11 protein-coding genes are annotated in these 16,960 nt (G+C 41.6%); 9 read left to right on the top strand and 2 right to left on the bottom strand.

Annotation, left to right across the window (positions count from 1 at the left end):
* The first annotated feature begins 5 nt into the window (after positions 1 to 5).
* The 6 genes from MuYL_RS20425 to MuYL_RS20400 all read left to right on the top strand — a co-directional run bounded on the left by MuYL_RS20425 (position 6) and on the right by MuYL_RS20400 (position 12,382).
* The gene (locus MuYL_RS20425) at positions 6 to 2,480 is read left to right on the top strand and encodes a glycoside hydrolase family 95 protein (RefSeq protein WP_094573044.1); all 2,475 of its coding nucleotides are present in this window, start codon (positions 6 to 8) and stop codon (positions 2,478 to 2,480) included.
* Between the two features lie 11 nt (positions 2,481 to 2,491).
* Positions 2,492 to 3,274 (top strand): SGNH/GDSL hydrolase family protein, encoded by a 783-nt coding sequence (locus MuYL_RS20420; RefSeq protein WP_211710190.1) that lies wholly within the window; start codon positions 2,492 to 2,494, stop codon positions 3,272 to 3,274.
* A gap of 189 nt (positions 3,275 to 3,463) precedes the next feature.
* Positions 3,464 to 5,875 carry a glycoside hydrolase family 31 protein gene (locus tag MuYL_RS20415; RefSeq protein ID WP_170309774.1) on the top strand — a complete coding sequence of 804 codons (2,412 nt, stop codon included), beginning with the start codon at positions 3,464 to 3,466 and terminating at the stop codon, positions 5,873 to 5,875.
* An 87-nt stretch (positions 5,876 to 5,962) separates the two neighbouring features.
* On the top strand, positions 5,963 to 6,934 hold the full coding sequence (locus MuYL_RS20410) for a family 43 glycosylhydrolase (protein WP_094572314.1): 972 nt from the start codon (positions 5,963 to 5,965) through the stop codon (positions 6,932 to 6,934).
* 492 nt (positions 6,935 to 7,426) lie between these two features.
* A complete protein-coding gene (locus MuYL_RS20405) occupies positions 7,427 to 10,624 on the top strand; it encodes a SusC/RagA family TonB-linked outer membrane protein (RefSeq protein WP_094572313.1) in 3,198 nt (1,065 codons plus the stop codon).
* Positions 10,625 to 10,648: 24 nt separating this feature from the next.
* Positions 10,649 to 12,382, top strand: coding sequence for a RagB/SusD family nutrient uptake outer membrane protein (locus MuYL_RS20400; RefSeq protein WP_094572312.1), 1,734 nt, complete (start codon positions 10,649 to 10,651; stop codon positions 12,380 to 12,382).
* Positions 12,383 to 12,491: 109 nt separating this feature from the next.
* Here MuYL_RS20400 and fucP read toward each other — a convergent pair whose 3' ends face one another.
* Positions 12,492 to 13,727, bottom strand: coding sequence for an L-fucose:H+ symporter permease (gene fucP, locus MuYL_RS20395; RefSeq protein WP_094572311.1), 1,236 nt, complete (start codon positions 13,725 to 13,727; stop codon positions 12,492 to 12,494).
* Between the two features lie 365 nt (positions 13,728 to 14,092).
* Here fucP and MuYL_RS20390 point away from each other — a divergent pair, with 365 nt between their 5' ends.
* A complete protein-coding gene (locus MuYL_RS20390; RefSeq protein ID WP_094572310.1) occupies positions 14,093 to 14,785 on the top strand; it encodes a Crp/Fnr family transcriptional regulator in 693 nt (230 codons plus the stop codon).
* A gap of 163 nt (positions 14,786 to 14,948) precedes the next feature.
* On the top strand, positions 14,949 to 15,617 hold the full coding sequence (locus tag MuYL_RS20385; RefSeq protein WP_245845654.1) for a DNA-formamidopyrimidine glycosylase family protein: 669 nt from the start codon (positions 14,949 to 14,951) through the stop codon (positions 15,615 to 15,617).
* Here the strand turns inward: MuYL_RS20385 and MuYL_RS20380 are convergent.
* The gene (locus MuYL_RS20380) at positions 15,614 to 15,976 is read right to left on the bottom strand and encodes a winged helix-turn-helix transcriptional regulator (protein WP_094572309.1); all 363 of its coding nucleotides are present in this window, start codon (positions 15,974 to 15,976) and stop codon (positions 15,614 to 15,616) included. The two genes, MuYL_RS20385 and MuYL_RS20380, sit on opposite strands and share 4 nt — an antisense overlap.
* A 77-nt stretch (positions 15,977 to 16,053) precedes the next feature.
* On the opposite strand from MuYL_RS20380, the gene MuYL_RS20375 reads away from it, so the two are divergent.
* Positions 16,054 to 16,935, top strand: a complete 882-nt coding sequence (locus MuYL_RS20375; RefSeq protein WP_094572308.1) for an NAD(P)H-binding protein — start codon at positions 16,054 to 16,056, stop codon at positions 16,933 to 16,935.
* Positions 16,936 to 16,960: the final 25 nt, after the last annotated feature.

The raw sequence follows: 16,960 nt of genomic DNA, 5'->3' as shown, positions 1-16,960 counted from the left end.
AACCTATGATAAAGAAAATTTTCACCCTGCTGATCTGCACCATTTCGTTTCAGGCATTTTGCCAGGATAATTTAAAATTGTGGTATAAAAAGCCCGCAAAAATTTGGACGGATGCCCTGCCCCTGGGCAATGGTCGCTTAGGTGCTATGGTATTTGGTGGTGTTAAGCGGGAACTTATTCAATTAAATGAAGCTACTTTGTGGACAGGTGGCCCGGTACGCACAAACGTTAACCCGGGTGCTTATGCCAATCTATTACTGGCAAGGGAAGCGCTTTTTAAAGAAGAGGATTACGCCAAAGCATATAATTACGCAAAAAAAATGCAGGGTTATTATTCTGAATCGTACTTGCCGCTTGGCGACCTTGTAATTACACAGGATTTAAAAGATACAATACCTTCATCATATTTCCGTAACCTCGATATCAGAAATGCGATTGCAACTACCCGTTACACCATTGATGGTATAACCTATACCAGGCAGGTAATCAGCTCGGCACCTGACCAGGTAATTGTTATTCACCTTACTTCCAGCAAGGCCGGTAAACTAAAATTTAAGGTTGGGGCCTCAAGCCTTTTAAAATATCATACAGTTGCGGTATCTGGTAATGAAATTGCATTAAAAGGTAAAGCCCCGGCACATGCGCAACCCAACTATATTGACTCTAAAAACCCAATTACTTATGATGACAGTACGGGCTGTAAGGGGATGCGGTTTGAATTACAGGTGAAAGTTTTGAGTAAAGACGGGCAGATAACGGCCGACACGAGTGGTATAGCGGTGAAAAATGCTTCCGATGTAACCATATTTCTTTCAGCAGCTACCAGTTTTAACGGGTTTGATAAATGTCCCGACTCGGATGGTAAAGATGAACATAAAATAGCAACTGATTATCTCAATAGAGTTGCTTCAAAAAACTGGCAATTGTTATTGACGCGTCATTATGCAGATTATCATCATTTCTTCAACAGAGTATCCTTTAAGCTTGCAGCCCCTGCTGATAATAGCAATGCCAAATTACCTACCGATGAGCGCCTGGTAGCTTACACTAAAGGGGCAAAAGACCCTGAGCTGGAAACTCTTTATTTTCAATATGGCAGATACCTGCTTATTTCGAGTTCGCGAACTAAAGGTGTTCCAGCTAACCTGCAGGGAATCTGGAATAAGGAAATGCGACCTCCCTGGAGTTCCAACTATACCACAAATATTAATGTGCAGATGAATTATTGGCCGGCCGAAGTAGCTAATCTTTCTGAAATGCACATGCCTTTTATTGAATTTATTAAAAATGTGGCAGTTACAGGCAGGGTTACTGCTAAGGAATTTTATCATGCAAAGGGCTGGGCTTTGCACCATAACAGTGATATATGGGCACTATCAAACCCGGTTGGTGACAAAGGGGATGGTGACCCCACCTGGGCAAACTGGACAATGGGATCGCCCTGGCTCTCGCAGCATCTGTGGTGGCATTACCAGTTTACAAAAGATAAAAAGTATTTAAAGGAGATTGCTTACCCGCTGATGAAGGGCGCGGCTGAATTTTGTGAAAGCTGGCTGGTGAAAGATAAGGACGGATACCTTGTAACAGCACCTTCTGTGTCGCCCGAAAACGCTTTTTATGATGATAAAGGAAAAAGAGCCAGCGTTTCTATCGCCACCACAATGGATATGTCAATTATTCGCGATTTGTTTACAAACCTGATTGATGCTTCGAATGAGTTAGGTGAAGATAAAGCGTTCCGCGATACGATTATTGCTAAAAAGGCGCAGTTATATCCTTTCCACATTGGTAAGAAAGGGAACCTGCAGGAGTGGTATAAGGATTGGGAAGACCCCGAACCGCACCATCGCCACGTTTCGCATTTATTTGGACTTTTTCCGGGTAACCAGATCTCGCCCGTAAACACGCCGGAACTTACCGCCGCCGCGAAAAAGACGCTGGAATTAAGGGGTGATGAAGGCACCGGCTGGAGCCTGGCCTGGAAAATTAATTTTTGGGCACGGTTGCTTGATGGTAATCACAGCTATAAAATGCTGAAAGACCTGTTACGGGCAACCAACGTAGAAGGTACTAATTACTCGGGAGGAGGTGGTTCATACATTAACTTGTTTGATGCACATCCGCCATTCCAAATTGATGGGAACTTTGGAGGTGTATCCGGAATGGCCGAAATGCTGCTGCAAAGTCAGAATAACGAGATTCAATTATTGCCGGCCCTTCCTGATGCCTGGGCTAACGGAGAAATCTCTGGTTTAAAGGCGCGCGGAAATTTTGAAGTAAGCATGAACTGGAAAAGTAAAAAGATAGTGACCGCTTCCATATTAGCGGTTGCCGGTGGCAAGTGCACTATCCGCAGTAATGAGCCCCTGACAATTGTTGGCATGCAGGTAAGATCAAACAAAACAACAAACGGGTATGTAATTGCTTTTGATGCTAAAAAAGGGGTTAGATATAATATTGCCGGCAAAAAATTTAATTGAAGAACAGCCGGATGGAGATGGAAAACACAAAGCAATCATCAAGAAGGAATTTTATTAAGCAAGCTTCGGTATTGGGGGCAGCAACATTAACTGTTCCGGCTGCGCTAAGCGGCTTTGCTTCGCCACATGACGAAAACGAAGGAAATAATTATACTTTTCTGTTCCAGGGCGACTCAATTACTGATGGTAACCGGAGCCGGAACATGGACTGGAACCATGTTTTAGGCCACGGTTATGCTTATCTAATTGCGGCTAGGCTGTGGTACCAGTTCCCTAAAAAAGGCTTCCATTTTTTTAACAGAGGAATAAGCGGCAATACAACTGCCGACCTTACCGCCAGATGGGATAGCGACACAATTGCTATAAAACCAGATCTGCTGAGTGTTTTAATTGGAGTTAATGATACCATGCATGCTGTTTATGGCGACAAAGCTTACACAATAGAAAGTTATGAAGAAGGATATAGGGAATTGCTAACAAAAACTAAACAGCAGTTGCCGGCTATTCAGTTGGTTATTTGCGAACCGTTCCTGTTGCCTGTAGGAAAAGTTAAAGAAAGGTGGGCGGATTTTGAACGCGAAATAAGCGGCAGGCAGGGAGCAGCAAAACGTATGGCCACCGAGTTTGATGCTATATATGTCCCGCTGCAGGAAAGTTTTAATAAGGCGGCCGAAAAGAACCCGCCATTTGAATATTGGCTTTGGGATGGTATTCACCCTATGCCCAACGGACATGAACTATTTGCAAGGCAATGGATAGACCATGTTGGCAAAAAATTAAAATTTATCGGGTGATTTTTAACCGGAAATATTTGCAAACGCATAAGTAGCTTATATAATTAACAAATTAAGGCTGTAGTAAACATTTGTATTATACATATTATCAATGTTGTTATCCGTTTTTGAAAAACCGGGGTAGTTTTAGCCTCCGAGTTAAACCAATTTAAAATCGAACTGCATCATACAATGCATAATACAACATCAATGAAAAGATATTTGATTAAGTCGCTTTTTTTAAAATTCTCTGCAGTGCTGGTAATTAGCCTCGCATTCTTACACCCGGTTCAGGCCTCGGTAATTTCCTATACCAAAAATGTGGACGGTGTTACTTTCAAACTAGACAAAGGCCTAATGAAAATAAGGGTTTGTAAAGCTGACATTATCGAGGTTAAATACACTATTTTTAGTGCATTCCCTCAAAAAAACTCTTTGGTGGTTAATAATAGCTGGAAGGAAAAAGCGCCTTTCAGCATCGCCGAACATGATGGGTATATTGTTATTACGACGCAAAAGCTTGATATCAGCATCAACAAAGCTACCAATGCTATAACTTACACTAACAAAAAAGGGGTGGTCATAACCTCAGAAGGGGCTGAAAATAAAAGTATGAGTGCGGCAACCATTGCCGGAATCCCTACCTATAATTGTGTTACCAGCTTTAACTCGCCCGCTGACGAGGCCCTTTTTGGATTGGGTTGCCACCCTGAAGATACCTTGTCTATCAATTATAAGGGACGTAACCAGGAAATGCTGATCAAGTATATGACCGGTGCAATACCCGTTATGCTATCTAATAAAGGGTATGGTTTGCTGTGGGATAACTATGCTGCATCAAACTTTTATGGCGCTGAGGCAGGAAATACGCAGTATAAATACGTATCGGAAAGTGGTAAAATGGTTGATTATTACTTTTTCTACGGGCCCGATTTTGATAGGATAATTGACCTTTACAGAACCGCGACAGGCAGGGCGCCTATGTATCCTAAGTGGTCCTTTGGGCTGTTCCAGTCGCAGGATAAATATACCAGCCAGGCTGAGATCCTGGGTGTTAAGAATAACTACCGTAATAATCGCATTCCGGTTGACGCAATAGTACAGGACTGGTACTGGTGGTCGCCATTGCCTATGGGGTCACATGTGATGAGCCCCGACAGATATCCTAATCCGAAAGCAATGATAGATGAACTGCACAAGGCTAATATGCATGCCATGATCTCAATATGGCCGGTATTTGGCAGCGGAACCAGGGATTTTGATGATTTGAAAAGCAAGGGGTTTTTAACAAGTATTACCTGGGATAATTTTGTTACGCATACGTTCGATAGTTATTACGACGCTCATAATCCGAAAGCCCGGGAAAGATATTGGGAACAAGCGCGGGATAGCGTTGTAAAACGTTATGGCTGGGATGCATGGTGGGTTGACCAGTGCGAGCCTGATAACGGCAGCTTGCTTGACGAGCGCCGCAAAGCTGATTTTTCTGTAGGGAAAGGAATTGATTATTTTAACTCCTATTCCTTAGAGCATTCCAAAGGTCTTTACAAAGGATGGCGCCGGGATATCCCGGGAAAGCGTGCCTTCCTGCTTATCCGGCAGTCATTTGCCGGCGAACAGCGCGGTGCGGCAACCTTATGGTCATCTGATATAACCTGTACTTTCGCTTCTTTACGCAACCAGGTGCCGCAGGGAATTAATGCTTGTGTATCAGGCATCCCGTATTGGACATCTGATATTGGCGGATATCTTTCACGTGTTGATAAGGACGGGATCCCTGATTGGTCTCAGCCGCAATACCGCGAACTTTTTACCCGTTGGTTCCAGTTCGGAACATTTAGCCCCATTATGCGCATCCACGGAAAAGGGGAACGTGCATTATTCTCAAAAAACTGGGATGATAAAACCAAGGCTATTCTTTTAAATTATGATAAACTCCGCTATCGTTTGGTGCCATATATTTATTCGCTGGCGGCAAAGGTTACTAATGAAAACTATACCATAATGCGCTCGCTTGCTTTTGATTTCAGAAATGATAAAAACGTTTATAACATTCCTGATCAGTATATGTTCGGACCTGCATTTTTGGTAAACCCGGTAACACAGCAGCTATACACCGGTAAAAATGTCGCTGATGGTGTTAAGACCAGGAAAGTGTACCTGCCCAAAGGAACCAAATGGTTTAACTTTTGGACAGGCCGGCAGCTTGACGGCGGACAGTTTATTGACGCTGAAGCCCCGATAGAAACCATGCCGCTTTATGTTAAAGCAGGTTCTGTTGTGCCTTTAGGGCCAAATGTTGAATATGCTACGGAAAAGCCTAATGGCGCTATTGAATTGCGAATTTACCCTGGTGCCAATGGTGAGTTTAAGCTTTATGAGGATGAGAATGATAATTATAATTACGAAAAAGGCAGTTCGTCAACAATCAGCTTTAAATGGAATGATAAACTACAACAGTTAACCATTGCCGCCCGCAAAGGGAGTTTTCCGGGGATGATTAAAAAGCACCTGTTCAATGTGGTTTTAGTAAAGGAAAATCATGGCGGCGACATCAGTGTGAGCTCTAAGGCAGATAAAACCATCAACTATACAGGTAAGGCAATGGTTGTAAAATTATAGGCAATGGTTGAACATATTAGTAAATGAAAAATGTAGCGTGTGAATGCCTCCGCTATTAATAACAGTTTAAATAAAATATTAACCCGAATGATAAGCATAAATATATTTAATAGAATACTTACAATTACTTTGTTAATTACTCTTTCGCATTCAGCATTTGCTCAAAAAGCCGTTATTGGTAACCCAATTGTAAAGGGTTATTATGCTGATCCGACAATAATAAAGGACAAAGGTGTTTTCTATATTTATGCAACAATTGATCCCTGGGGAGGTAAAGAATTGGGTGTGCTGGTAACAAAGGATTTTGTCAGCTTTGAGACTAAGCACATTAACTGGCCCACAAAAGCGGCGTGTACCAGTCCGACTTCAAATGGATCTATGGTATGGGCTCCATCTGTGCGGAAAGCTGCAAATGGCAAATTTTATATGTATGTGGCAGTAGGCAGCGAAATTTGGGCCGGTGTAAGTGATCACCCGCTCGGACCCTGGCGAAATGCAAAAAATGATCATACGCCATTAGTGGCAGGCAATAAGTATCCGGGTGTACATAATATTGATGCGGATTGCTTTATTGACCAGGATGGACAGGCCTATTTATATTGGGGCTCGGGGTTTAACTGGGTTAACGGGCATTGTATGGCCGTAAAACTTAAAAAGGACATGATAACTTTTGATGGTGAGCCAATAGATATTACCCCGCCTCATTATTTCGAAGCGCCGCATATGTTAAAGCGAAACGGCCTGTATTACCTGATGTATTCATACGGCAAAGCAATTGACGCCACTTATCAAATAAGATATGCTGTAAGTAAGACACCTTTGGGGCCATGGGCAGAAGGTGAAAATGATCCTATACTTTCAACCAGCCGCGATAGTACCACAGTAGGGCCGGGGCATCATACCGTTTTCCAGCAAAACGGGCAATATTATATTTTATATCATCGCATTCATCCGCAAAAAAGGGAATATGTATTGCGGGAATTATGCCTTGATTGTATGAATTTTGATAGCCGTGGGAATATATTGAAGATAAGACCAAATGGAATAAAGCGTTTTTAAGGCTATTCAATTTTACCCAGGTTACTTCACATTTGGTTTGTAAATGTAAGTAATGACACTGCTGCTGATGTATATAAAAACGTCTTGGGCAAACATAGCGCGGCTAGCATTCCCCCAAATAATTCATCACCCTCCTTTGATGGTAATAACAGCTATTGGCTATGCTAATATTGATAAATCAACTTATGATTATTATAGCATTTGTTAATGATATTTTGATAAAAATAACCATAAGTAATTGATAATCAATGCATGTTAATTTGATTAACATTTGTGCTATAATCGTTATCAATAGTGTTATCCCTTTTCTCCTATCCTATATAAATTTATCAAAATAACCAATTGTATAACGCCTGCGTCCTGTTAACGGCTAAGCTGAACTCTGTAACGTAAATGAATCAATGTTCATTACTGCTGTTGTAGTAGGAAAGAATAGCCAACAAATAACCAGGTACAACCAATTTTCTATAAAATAATTCTAAATGAACTGAAATGAAGAAAGATTTACTATTTTACAAATTAAATAGTTGCAAAAAAACACTCCTGGTTTTTTTGTTAACTGTATTTACCTGCTATTCAGCGTTGGCTCAAACCCGGCAAATATCAGGTAACGTATCTACGGCCGACGGGCTGGCCATACCTGGTGCAAGCGTTAAAGTTAAAGGATCATCTGCTGGCGTTACCACTGATGTTAACGGTTCCTTTAAATTAACCGTTCCTGAAAAGGCAACGCTGGTTTTTAGCTTTATCGGCTATTTGTCGCAGGAAATCCCTGTGGGCAGCGGAAGTGTTTACAATGTGAAACTTACACCCACGGTAAGCAATTTGAACGAAGTGGTAGTAGTTTCTGTAGGCTATGGTACTGCAAAACGTAAAGATCTTACAGGGGCAATTAGCTCTGTTAATGCCGCTACTATTGCAAAGCTACCGGTTACAACGCTGGAGCAAGCTTTACAGGGCCGCGCTGCAGGTGTACAGGTTACCAATAACGATGGAGCGCCCGGTGGTAACGTAACTGTATTGGTTAGGGGTGTTGGTAGTTTAGCCAGTAATGGTAACGGCCCCTTATATGTTGTTGATGGTTACCCAATAAGCGGAGGTATCAATAACTTTAACCCAAGTGACATCGCCTCTATAGACGTACTTAAGGATGCATCTGCTACCGCTATTTATGGTATCAGGGCCGCCAACGGTGTAGTACTGATCACTACTAAAAAAGGAAAAAAAGATGGTACGCAAGTTTCTGTTGATGCTTACACCGCATTCCAGGGGAAACCAAAACTGTACAAGATATTAAACGCGCAGCAATGGGCCACCTTAGCCAATGAAGTTGCTGATGCTGATCCTCAACATAATTTCCAGGAATTAACCAACTGGCGCGATCCGGGATCGTTGACTAATGTTGATTGGCAGAATGCGGTTTATCGCAGCGGATTAACGCAAAACTATAGCGTTGCCATACGTGGCGGCAATGATAAAGTGCAATCGTCAACTTCTGTAGGCTACTACGATCAGAAGGGCATCGTACTGGGATCGTATTTTAAAAGACTTACGCTTGGCCTAAACCTTGATTACAGCCCAACAAAATGGCTTAAATCATCAACCAGCGCCAAATATACTTACCAGGATGCTAACAACCCTTTTGGCAGTGGTAGTTTGGTTCAGTTGAGTCAACTGCCTCCAACGCTGGATGGGGGTAACAAAATGACAAATTTGATTAAAGATGGCGCAGGTAATTATGGCTTTTACAACCCTAAAAGCACTTACGTATCAAAATATGGTAATCCTGTTTATAGTATCGAAACCAACCAGTTTAAAAATATAACTAATTACTTTTTGGCCAATTCTTCATTGGAAGCTACCATAATCGACGGGCTTAAAATTAAAACAAATGCAGGTGTAAATGTTAGTGATTATTCCGGCTCTTTTTATCAGCCAGAAGACGATCGTTCAGATCAGCAGTATGGCCTGGGTGGGGCGACTCAAAATGCGCTTTACTCGCAGCACTTAAATAATACATTTGAATGGTTATGGGAAAATACCATTTCGTACGATAAAACTTTTGGTTTACATGCCATCAATTTTGTTGGCGGTGTTTCTGAGCAGGAAAACACCAACACGCTTATGGGCGGCAGCGGTATCCCTCCTAACAGTGTGATCAGGGATTTGGCACAGGTTACCAATTTAAAACTGGATGCAAACGGTAACGGACAAAATATCTATTCCCTGGCCTCGCAGTTTGCAAGGTTAACCTATAAATTTAATGACAAGTACCTGGTAACCGGAACTGTAAGACGGGACGGGTCTTCAAAATTTGAAAAAGGTCATCAGTATGGCATATTCCCTACCGGCGCAGTTGCCTGGAAAGCTAAAGAAGAATCGTTTTTGAAAAATACCGATTGGATTTCTGATCTGAAATTCAGAGGCAGCTACGGTAAAGTGGGTAACCAGGGGTCAATTGGTTTATTCCAATACCAGGGCTTATATTCAACGGGATCTGCCGCAACAAACAGCGGTAACCTGGGTTATCCATTCAATAAATTATACCAGGGTGGTATTGCTGCAATTCAGCCCTCTAACCCTAACCTGAGATGGGAAACAGATTATCAAACCGATATTGGTATGGATGCCTCATTTTTACATGGCGACCTAACCTTTACTTTTGACTGGTTTAACAGAAAATCGCAGGATTTTTTATTAACGCTGGCCGCGCCTGCACAAACCGGGTATAACTTTTTAACCCGTAACGTGGGTAGTATGCAAAATAAAGGCATTGAGATTGCGATAAACTATAACCACACCATAAATGATTTCCATTATGGCTTAGGTTTAACTGTATCTGCCGTAAGGAACAAATTGACCAGCATAACTTCCGGAACTAACTTTGTTACAAACTTCGGTGGTCTTTCTGTAGCCGGGTTGGGATGGTCAACTTTCACTGAAACCAACATTGGTCAGCCGGTAGGAGAATTTTACGGATATAAATCGCTAGGCATATTCCAAACACAGTCACAAATTGATGCTTTGAACAGTGCTGCCGCTGCTAAAAATCCTTCTAACCCATATTATCAAAAGAGTGCTACCGCGCCGGGCGACCGTTACTTTGCCGATACAAATGGCGATGGCCAGGTAACCGCATCTGACCAGGTAAGCCTGGGCAGTCCGCTCCCTAAATTCTATGGTGGCTTAAACCTGGATGCATCTTATAAATCATTTGATTTTAACGCATATTTTTATGGTGTTTATGGTAATAAGATCCTTAACTACCAGGAAAGCTCACTGGAAAGTTTCCAGAACCGCAGTTTTGTTGGGGTAGAAAACGTTAGTGTTAACTATTATCAAAACCGCTGGACGCCTACAAACCCATCAAATATTTACTCTCGGGCTACCTATAATGACGATGCTGTTGGCAGCAACGTTCCGTCAAGCGCATGGATCCAAAACGGCAGTTTCCTGAAGTTGAAGAATGTTACTGTAGGATATACGCTTCCTTCAGATATTGCTAAACGACTTTCCGTAACAAAAGTAAGGGTGTATTTCTCAACGCAAAACCTATTCACTATTACAAAATACACCGGGCTTGATCCGGAGATTGGTTTGCAAAATGGCAACGCAACTCAAAATGGTGTAGATAACGGGACGTATCCATCATCTAAATTTTACACAGTTGGTTTGAATCTGACTTTTTAATAAGGAATATAAAAATATTAAGATATGAAAATGAACAAAAAATATGTTGCACTTATTGCCCTCTTCGCGGCATTAATGGCACCGCTCGCCTGTAAGAAGAACTTTTTAGATCAAACCAATACTTTTTCTTCAACTGCTGACGCAACTTTCCAAAAATCGTCAGACGTTGTAGCGTTGGTAAACAGTATTTACGATGGTTATCAAAATAGTGACCTGTTAAAAAAATCAATCTGGTATTACGCCAATTTTCAAACCCATGATTGGTTTAACTATGGTGCCGATATTATTTGGAACAACTATCAAATTACTTCTGATTTTGGTGCACTTGCCACCTTTTGGAATAATGCTTATGTGGATATTGCGCGATCAAACGCCGCATTTGGTATTATAGCCAGCGCAAAAGCAAAGGGTATTGTTACACCGGAACTTGCAGATCGCTTAACAGGCGAAGCTTATTTCCTTCGTGGCATGACCTATTATTATTTGGCCGGGTCATTTGGCGGGGTTCCGCTTGAGTTGAGCGCGACTTCAAATGGCTTAACCCCGAGGAGTACTCAAGACCAGGTATTTACCCAGGTTGTGGCTGATATGCAAAAAGCGGAAACTTTATTATTATCAAAATCAACCTTGCAGGCAAAAGACCTTGGCCGTGCTACAAAAGGTGCAGCATATGGCTATGAAGGTGCAGCGCAAATGTGGCTGAAAAATTATACTGCTGCTTTGGCTGCATTTAACAATCCTGAATTAACTTCAAATTACCACTTAATGCCAAATTTTGCCGATGTTCATGAATTTGATCATCAGAACAACGATGAGTCTCTTTTCGAGATTCAGTTTGATGTACAGGGATCACAAAGCTGGGACGGCGGCTGGCAGAATGGTGGCGAGGTAGCGTGGATAGATGACTTTAGTTGGCCTGAAGAAATATCAAATTTTGGGTACGATTACGGAAATCCGGCACTTTGGTATTCTTATCAAAGTGGTGACAAACGCCGTGCGCTTACTATTATCGGCCCTGGCGATGAGAATGTTAGTCCTGGTATTGTTAACAAATGGGGCGGTATAAAAGGTTATCCTGCTGTAATATCAGGTTTTGCGGCCGGCGATCAGCGTTATATGGGTGATGATGGCAAGATCATTAACACCTGTGGTACACTTACCCGCCCATGGTACGGCGTATCCGATCAAAAACGTTCCGGTTATTACTGTGCAAAAAAATGGAGAGATCCAACCCTTACAGGTGGTACAGGGCCGCAGGTAATTTTTGGTTCGCAAAATCAGATCCTGTTACGTTACGCAGAAATTTTACTGTCCAGGGCAGAGTGTAAAGTTCGTACCGGTGATATTCCGGGAGCAATGGCCGACCTTAAAACAGTTAGGGACAGGGCATTTGGCGGTTCTGCACCTGCCGTTATGAAAGATGGCGCTAACTTTGATGGCAGCCCATCTACCGCAATAACGGATCCGTTGCAAATGGTATTGAGCGAGTACAGGCACGAGCTTACTGCGGAATATTCCCTGTTTTATGATCTGCGCAGGGCTGGTCCTGGGGTAGCGGCTGCTTTCATCCATACGGCTTATGGTACAGATGCCAGTTCAACGCCGCAACCTAACCCGGCGCCGGGGCCTACGCATGATGGTTTGCTTCATGGTGTATGGCGTACAGCGCTTCCTGAAGGACGCGATCTGTTGCCAATCCCTCAAAGCGCTATTGGCCTTAATCCAAACTTAACGCAAAACCCGGCTTACGGTAAATAACCCGGAAATGATATAGGACAAAGCCCTTCAATTTTTGTTGAAGGGCTTTGCTATTTTCTACAGTCGCCAAAGGTTGTTTTATTTAAACAGCCATGAATTAGACTATAAATTATGTTGTTTTTACCTTGTAAAACTTATAACCAAAAAGGAAGATCACCACGTAACAGATTATAGGTAAGTAATAAGCTTTTGCTACATCATGGTTAGCTATTAATCCCATAACCAACGGAAAAACTGCACCGCCAACTACCCCCATTGAAATAAATGAAGAAGCCTGTTGCGTATGACTGCCCAGGTTTTTGATTCCGAGGCTGAAAATAGTTGGAAACATAATGCTGAAAAAGAAGTTGATCATGAGCAGGGCTATGTAGGATGTCCAGCCTAAGCTTTGTGCTACTACTAAACACATTAAAATACTGCCGCATGCAAATGCTGCGAGTAATTTATTTGGCGCGATATACGTCATTAATGAAGTTCCTACAATACGGCCCAAGGCCATCATCCCCATAAAAATAATCATAAAATACCCAGCCTTTTCATTGCTGAAATGCATAATATCCACACCATAGTTAATGAAATATGCCCATGTGCCTCCCTGTGCCGCCACATTAAAAAACTGCGCTGCCACTGCCCATACAAAATGTGAATGCTGGTATAGTTTTTTTGACGGTGCCACATCTATATTAATGGCATCCAAATCTGTTGCAGAAGCTTCTATATGCGGGTCTGTTAAAGCGGGGATTTTTAAAAACATAAAGGCAATCGCTATGAGGATAATTACGCAGCCGATAGCTACATATAGCGTTTTGACGGAGGTAAGGTCGGTTGAGCGTACGGTATCGGAGCTCAGTAGGAAATAGGAGCCAATCGCTGGCCCAATCATGGTGCCTATGGCATTAAAGGTTTGTGCGAAATTTACCCGTTGGTCGCTCCGGCGCTGATCACCTAATGCGGCTGCAAAGGGATGCGCCACAGTTTCTAATGTAGCCATGCCGCAACCCATAATGAACAAAGCTATCCTGAAAAAAGTGAACGAGGCAGCATTGGCAGCAGGTACAAACAAGAATAAACCCGAGGCAAATAAAATCAACCCCAGAATTACACCCGGTTTATAACCAAACTTTTTTAAGAAATAACCCGCAGGGATACTCATAATAAAATAGGCCCCGAAAACGGAGAACTGGATTAAGCCCGATTGAGACTTGGAGAGATTGAGCACATTTTGAAAATGTTTATTCAGCACATCGCTCATGGAGTGCAGCAACCCCCACATTAAAAAAAGGGAGGTTACAAAAATAAAGGTAATAACAAACTTCTTTTCGGTAAAGGCTGCTTTTTGCTGCATAATAGGTTCTATAAATTGGTGAGGGTGAATTTAAGCGAAAAAATATTCAAAAAGTCAATTAGAGCAAGTTTTGTTCTATTGGGTCTTTACAACGGCTGTTAAACCTGCTCATTTTTATGTTAACAGGATGAATTTGCTTTGGGTTCTTCATACCCCACAAGGGAGGAATAATCGGTTACAGTATCAAAATCAGCATTTTTTATCATTGTAGTTAGGCTGTCGCTATAAAATTTATAGTGCCGGGCTAAACAAGTATCTCACTTGGCGAATTTTATTAAATATTAATGATGGTTATTTAGTCTTTGTAAGCTTATTTTAATAATTTTTGTAAGAAATTAATCTTGTTTTATAAATAGTTGGTCTCTATGAAGAAAAATTTAATAAAATGCAATGCTGATAGTTGTTTTTTGTGTAAAAACTGTGTTTCGGAGTGGAAGCCTGCTATCGTTGCGCACAAAAAAAATTTTAATGTCAAAAAAAATGAGATTATTTTTAGAGAAGGTGATCCTGTAAAAGGAATTTACTTTGTTTTGAACGGGAATGTTAAAGTTCATAAAAAATGGGGAAGCGATAAAGAGATTATATTGCGTTTTGCCAATAACGGCGCTATTTTTGGACACCGGGGGATGGCGGATTCGGTTTATCCAATATCAGCTACTGCCATTGAAGAGGGGATAGTTTGTTATTTTGACATGGACTTTTTTGAAAGTACATTAAAGGTTAACCACGACTTTACCTATAAACTAATGATGTTTTTTGCGAAGGATCTTCAGGAGTCAGAGAATAAAATGCGTAATCTGGCGCACATGTCCGTTAAAGGGCGGGTAGCACAGGCGCTTTATTCGCTCGAAATGCAGTTTGGCTTAACCTCAGAAGGCTTTGTTAATGTTAAGTTATCCCGGCAGGATCTTGCTTCTTTTACAGGGGCCACTTACGAAACTGTTTTTAGGGTGATCAATGAACTGACAAACGAAAAGATTATTTCACTGCGGGATAAAAACATAAAAATTGAAGATAAGCAAAGGTTGATGAAACTTACCAATGATGAGATAACTTAATATTAGTAAAGAGAAAAACCAATCGTTATTTTGCATGTTTTAAGCAAAAAGATTTTATCATGCCAGAATTGCCAGACCTACAGGTTTTTAGCCACAATCTTAACAAATTGTTTAAAGGTAAAAAACTTGAAAAATTGATATTAAGGTAAGCCAGAAATTAAATGTGCCTGAAAACAGGGTACGCGAAACATTGGAAGGCCATACCCTTGCCAATGTAAGGCGGGTAGGTAAGGAACTGCAATTTGAATTTGATAATAATCATGTGCTGGCTACCCACCTGATGCTGCACGGGCAATTGCAATTATTTGATAAAACCAATAGCCATAAATTCACTATCCTTGAACTTTTATTTGAAGGCGATAAAGGGCTTGCACTTACAGATTTTCAGAAGGCGGCTACACCCACGCTCGACCCTGAAAAAAATGAAACCCCCGATGCATTGGATTTTGATGAGCAGTATCTTGAGGATAAATTAAGCTCAACTAAAACTCCTGTTAAAACCGTTTTAATGGATCAAAAAGTGTTGCGTGGTATTGGGAATGCTTATGCAGATGAAATCCTGTACGACGCTAAGTTGTCGCCCTTCTCTCCTTCAAACAAAATACCCGCAGGCAAAGTGAAGCAATTGGCTAAATCAATAAAAAAGATACTGGAGGATTCAGAAAAGCAAATCCTAAAAAATAACCCTGATATTATAAGCGGCGAGTTTAGGGATTTTATGCTGGTGCATCAGCCAAAAAAGAAACAAACCCCGGCCGGCGAAATCATTCATCAAAAACCTGTGGGTTCAAGGAAAACTTATTATACAGACACACAGGAATTATTTGCTTAAGCCGATTTTAAATGCCGTTTACTATCGCGGATGCCCCATTCAGCCATGGCGTTTAATACAATAGTGAGGTCTTCACCTGCTTCACTCAAAAAGTAAGTTACAAAGGGCGGAACCACATTTTCTGCCTTTCTTATTACCAGGTTATCATCCTGTAATTGCTTCAGGTGCTGGATCAGCATTTTCTCAGTAACTGCGGGGATCGCCCGCTTTAATTCGCTGTAGCGTTTCGGCCCGCTCATTAGCTGGTAAAGAATAATAGGCTTCCAGTGGCCGCCAATTTTGTTAATAGCATAGGTAACCGGGCAGGGTGATGTTGCCTTATTAAAATTCCTGGTTGAGTTTTCTTTTATTTGTGTCATAGATACATACTTTGGGGTAAGTACTTGTAAAAAAGTAAGTGCAAATATACCTTTGTTCCCAACAAATAAAACATAAAATGAAAATTATAATCACAGGATCATTAGGAAATATCAGCGGCCCTTTGACCGAACAACTGGTTAAAGCGGGTCACGACGTAACTGTTGTGAGCAGCAGTGCAAATAAAAAAGCAGACATTGAAAAATTTGGTGCTTCGGCAGCAATTGGGTCTGTAGAGGATATTGAGTTTCTTACCAAAACCTTTACCGGGGCCGATGTTGTTTACAGCATGGTACCGCAGCAGGCAACTTCCAGCGACTACAAAGCCTTCATCAGGAAAATAGGTCAGAACTATGCAGTCGCGTTAAAAGCGGCGGGTATTAAAAACGTGGTAAACCTGAGCAGTATTGGCGCACACTTATCTTCGGGCACAGGGCCCATTGCCGGGATGCACGATGCGGAAGAAATATTAAATAAACTGGACGGCGTAAATATTAAACATCTGCGCCCCGCTTCATTTTATTACAATTTCAACAACAATATTGGCATGATAAAGCACATGGGCATATTAGGTGGAAACTACCCCGCTGATGCACGTATTGTTTTAGTCCACCCAAAAGATATTGCCGATGTGGCGTTTGAAGAAATTACCGCGCCTTTTAGCGGAACTACTATTCGTTATATTGCCAGTGATGAAAAAACCGCCGGCGAAGTAACTGCTATATTAGGTACTGCTATAGGGAAACCGGAGCTGCCTTGGATTCAGTTTACTGATGAGCAGTCTGTAGCAGGCATGCAGCAAGCGGGCTTATCAGAAGACGTGTCAAAAAACTTAACAGAAATGGGAACTGCCGTACGAAGCGCAATACTTTGGGAAGATTATGACAAACACCAACCTGTTTTAAGTAAGCGAAAATTTGAGGATTTTGCAAACGAATTTGCAGAGAACTACAATAAATAAGAAAAGCGTTCCGCAAACAATTGCG

Source organism: Mucilaginibacter xinganensis (genome assembly GCF_002257585.1).
In the GTDB taxonomy this organism is placed as follows: domain Bacteria; phylum Bacteroidota; class Bacteroidia; order Sphingobacteriales; family Sphingobacteriaceae; genus Mucilaginibacter; species Mucilaginibacter xinganensis.
Note: the sequence above shows the minus strand (reverse complement) of the source record. Positions and strands in the feature narration are given on the sequence as shown.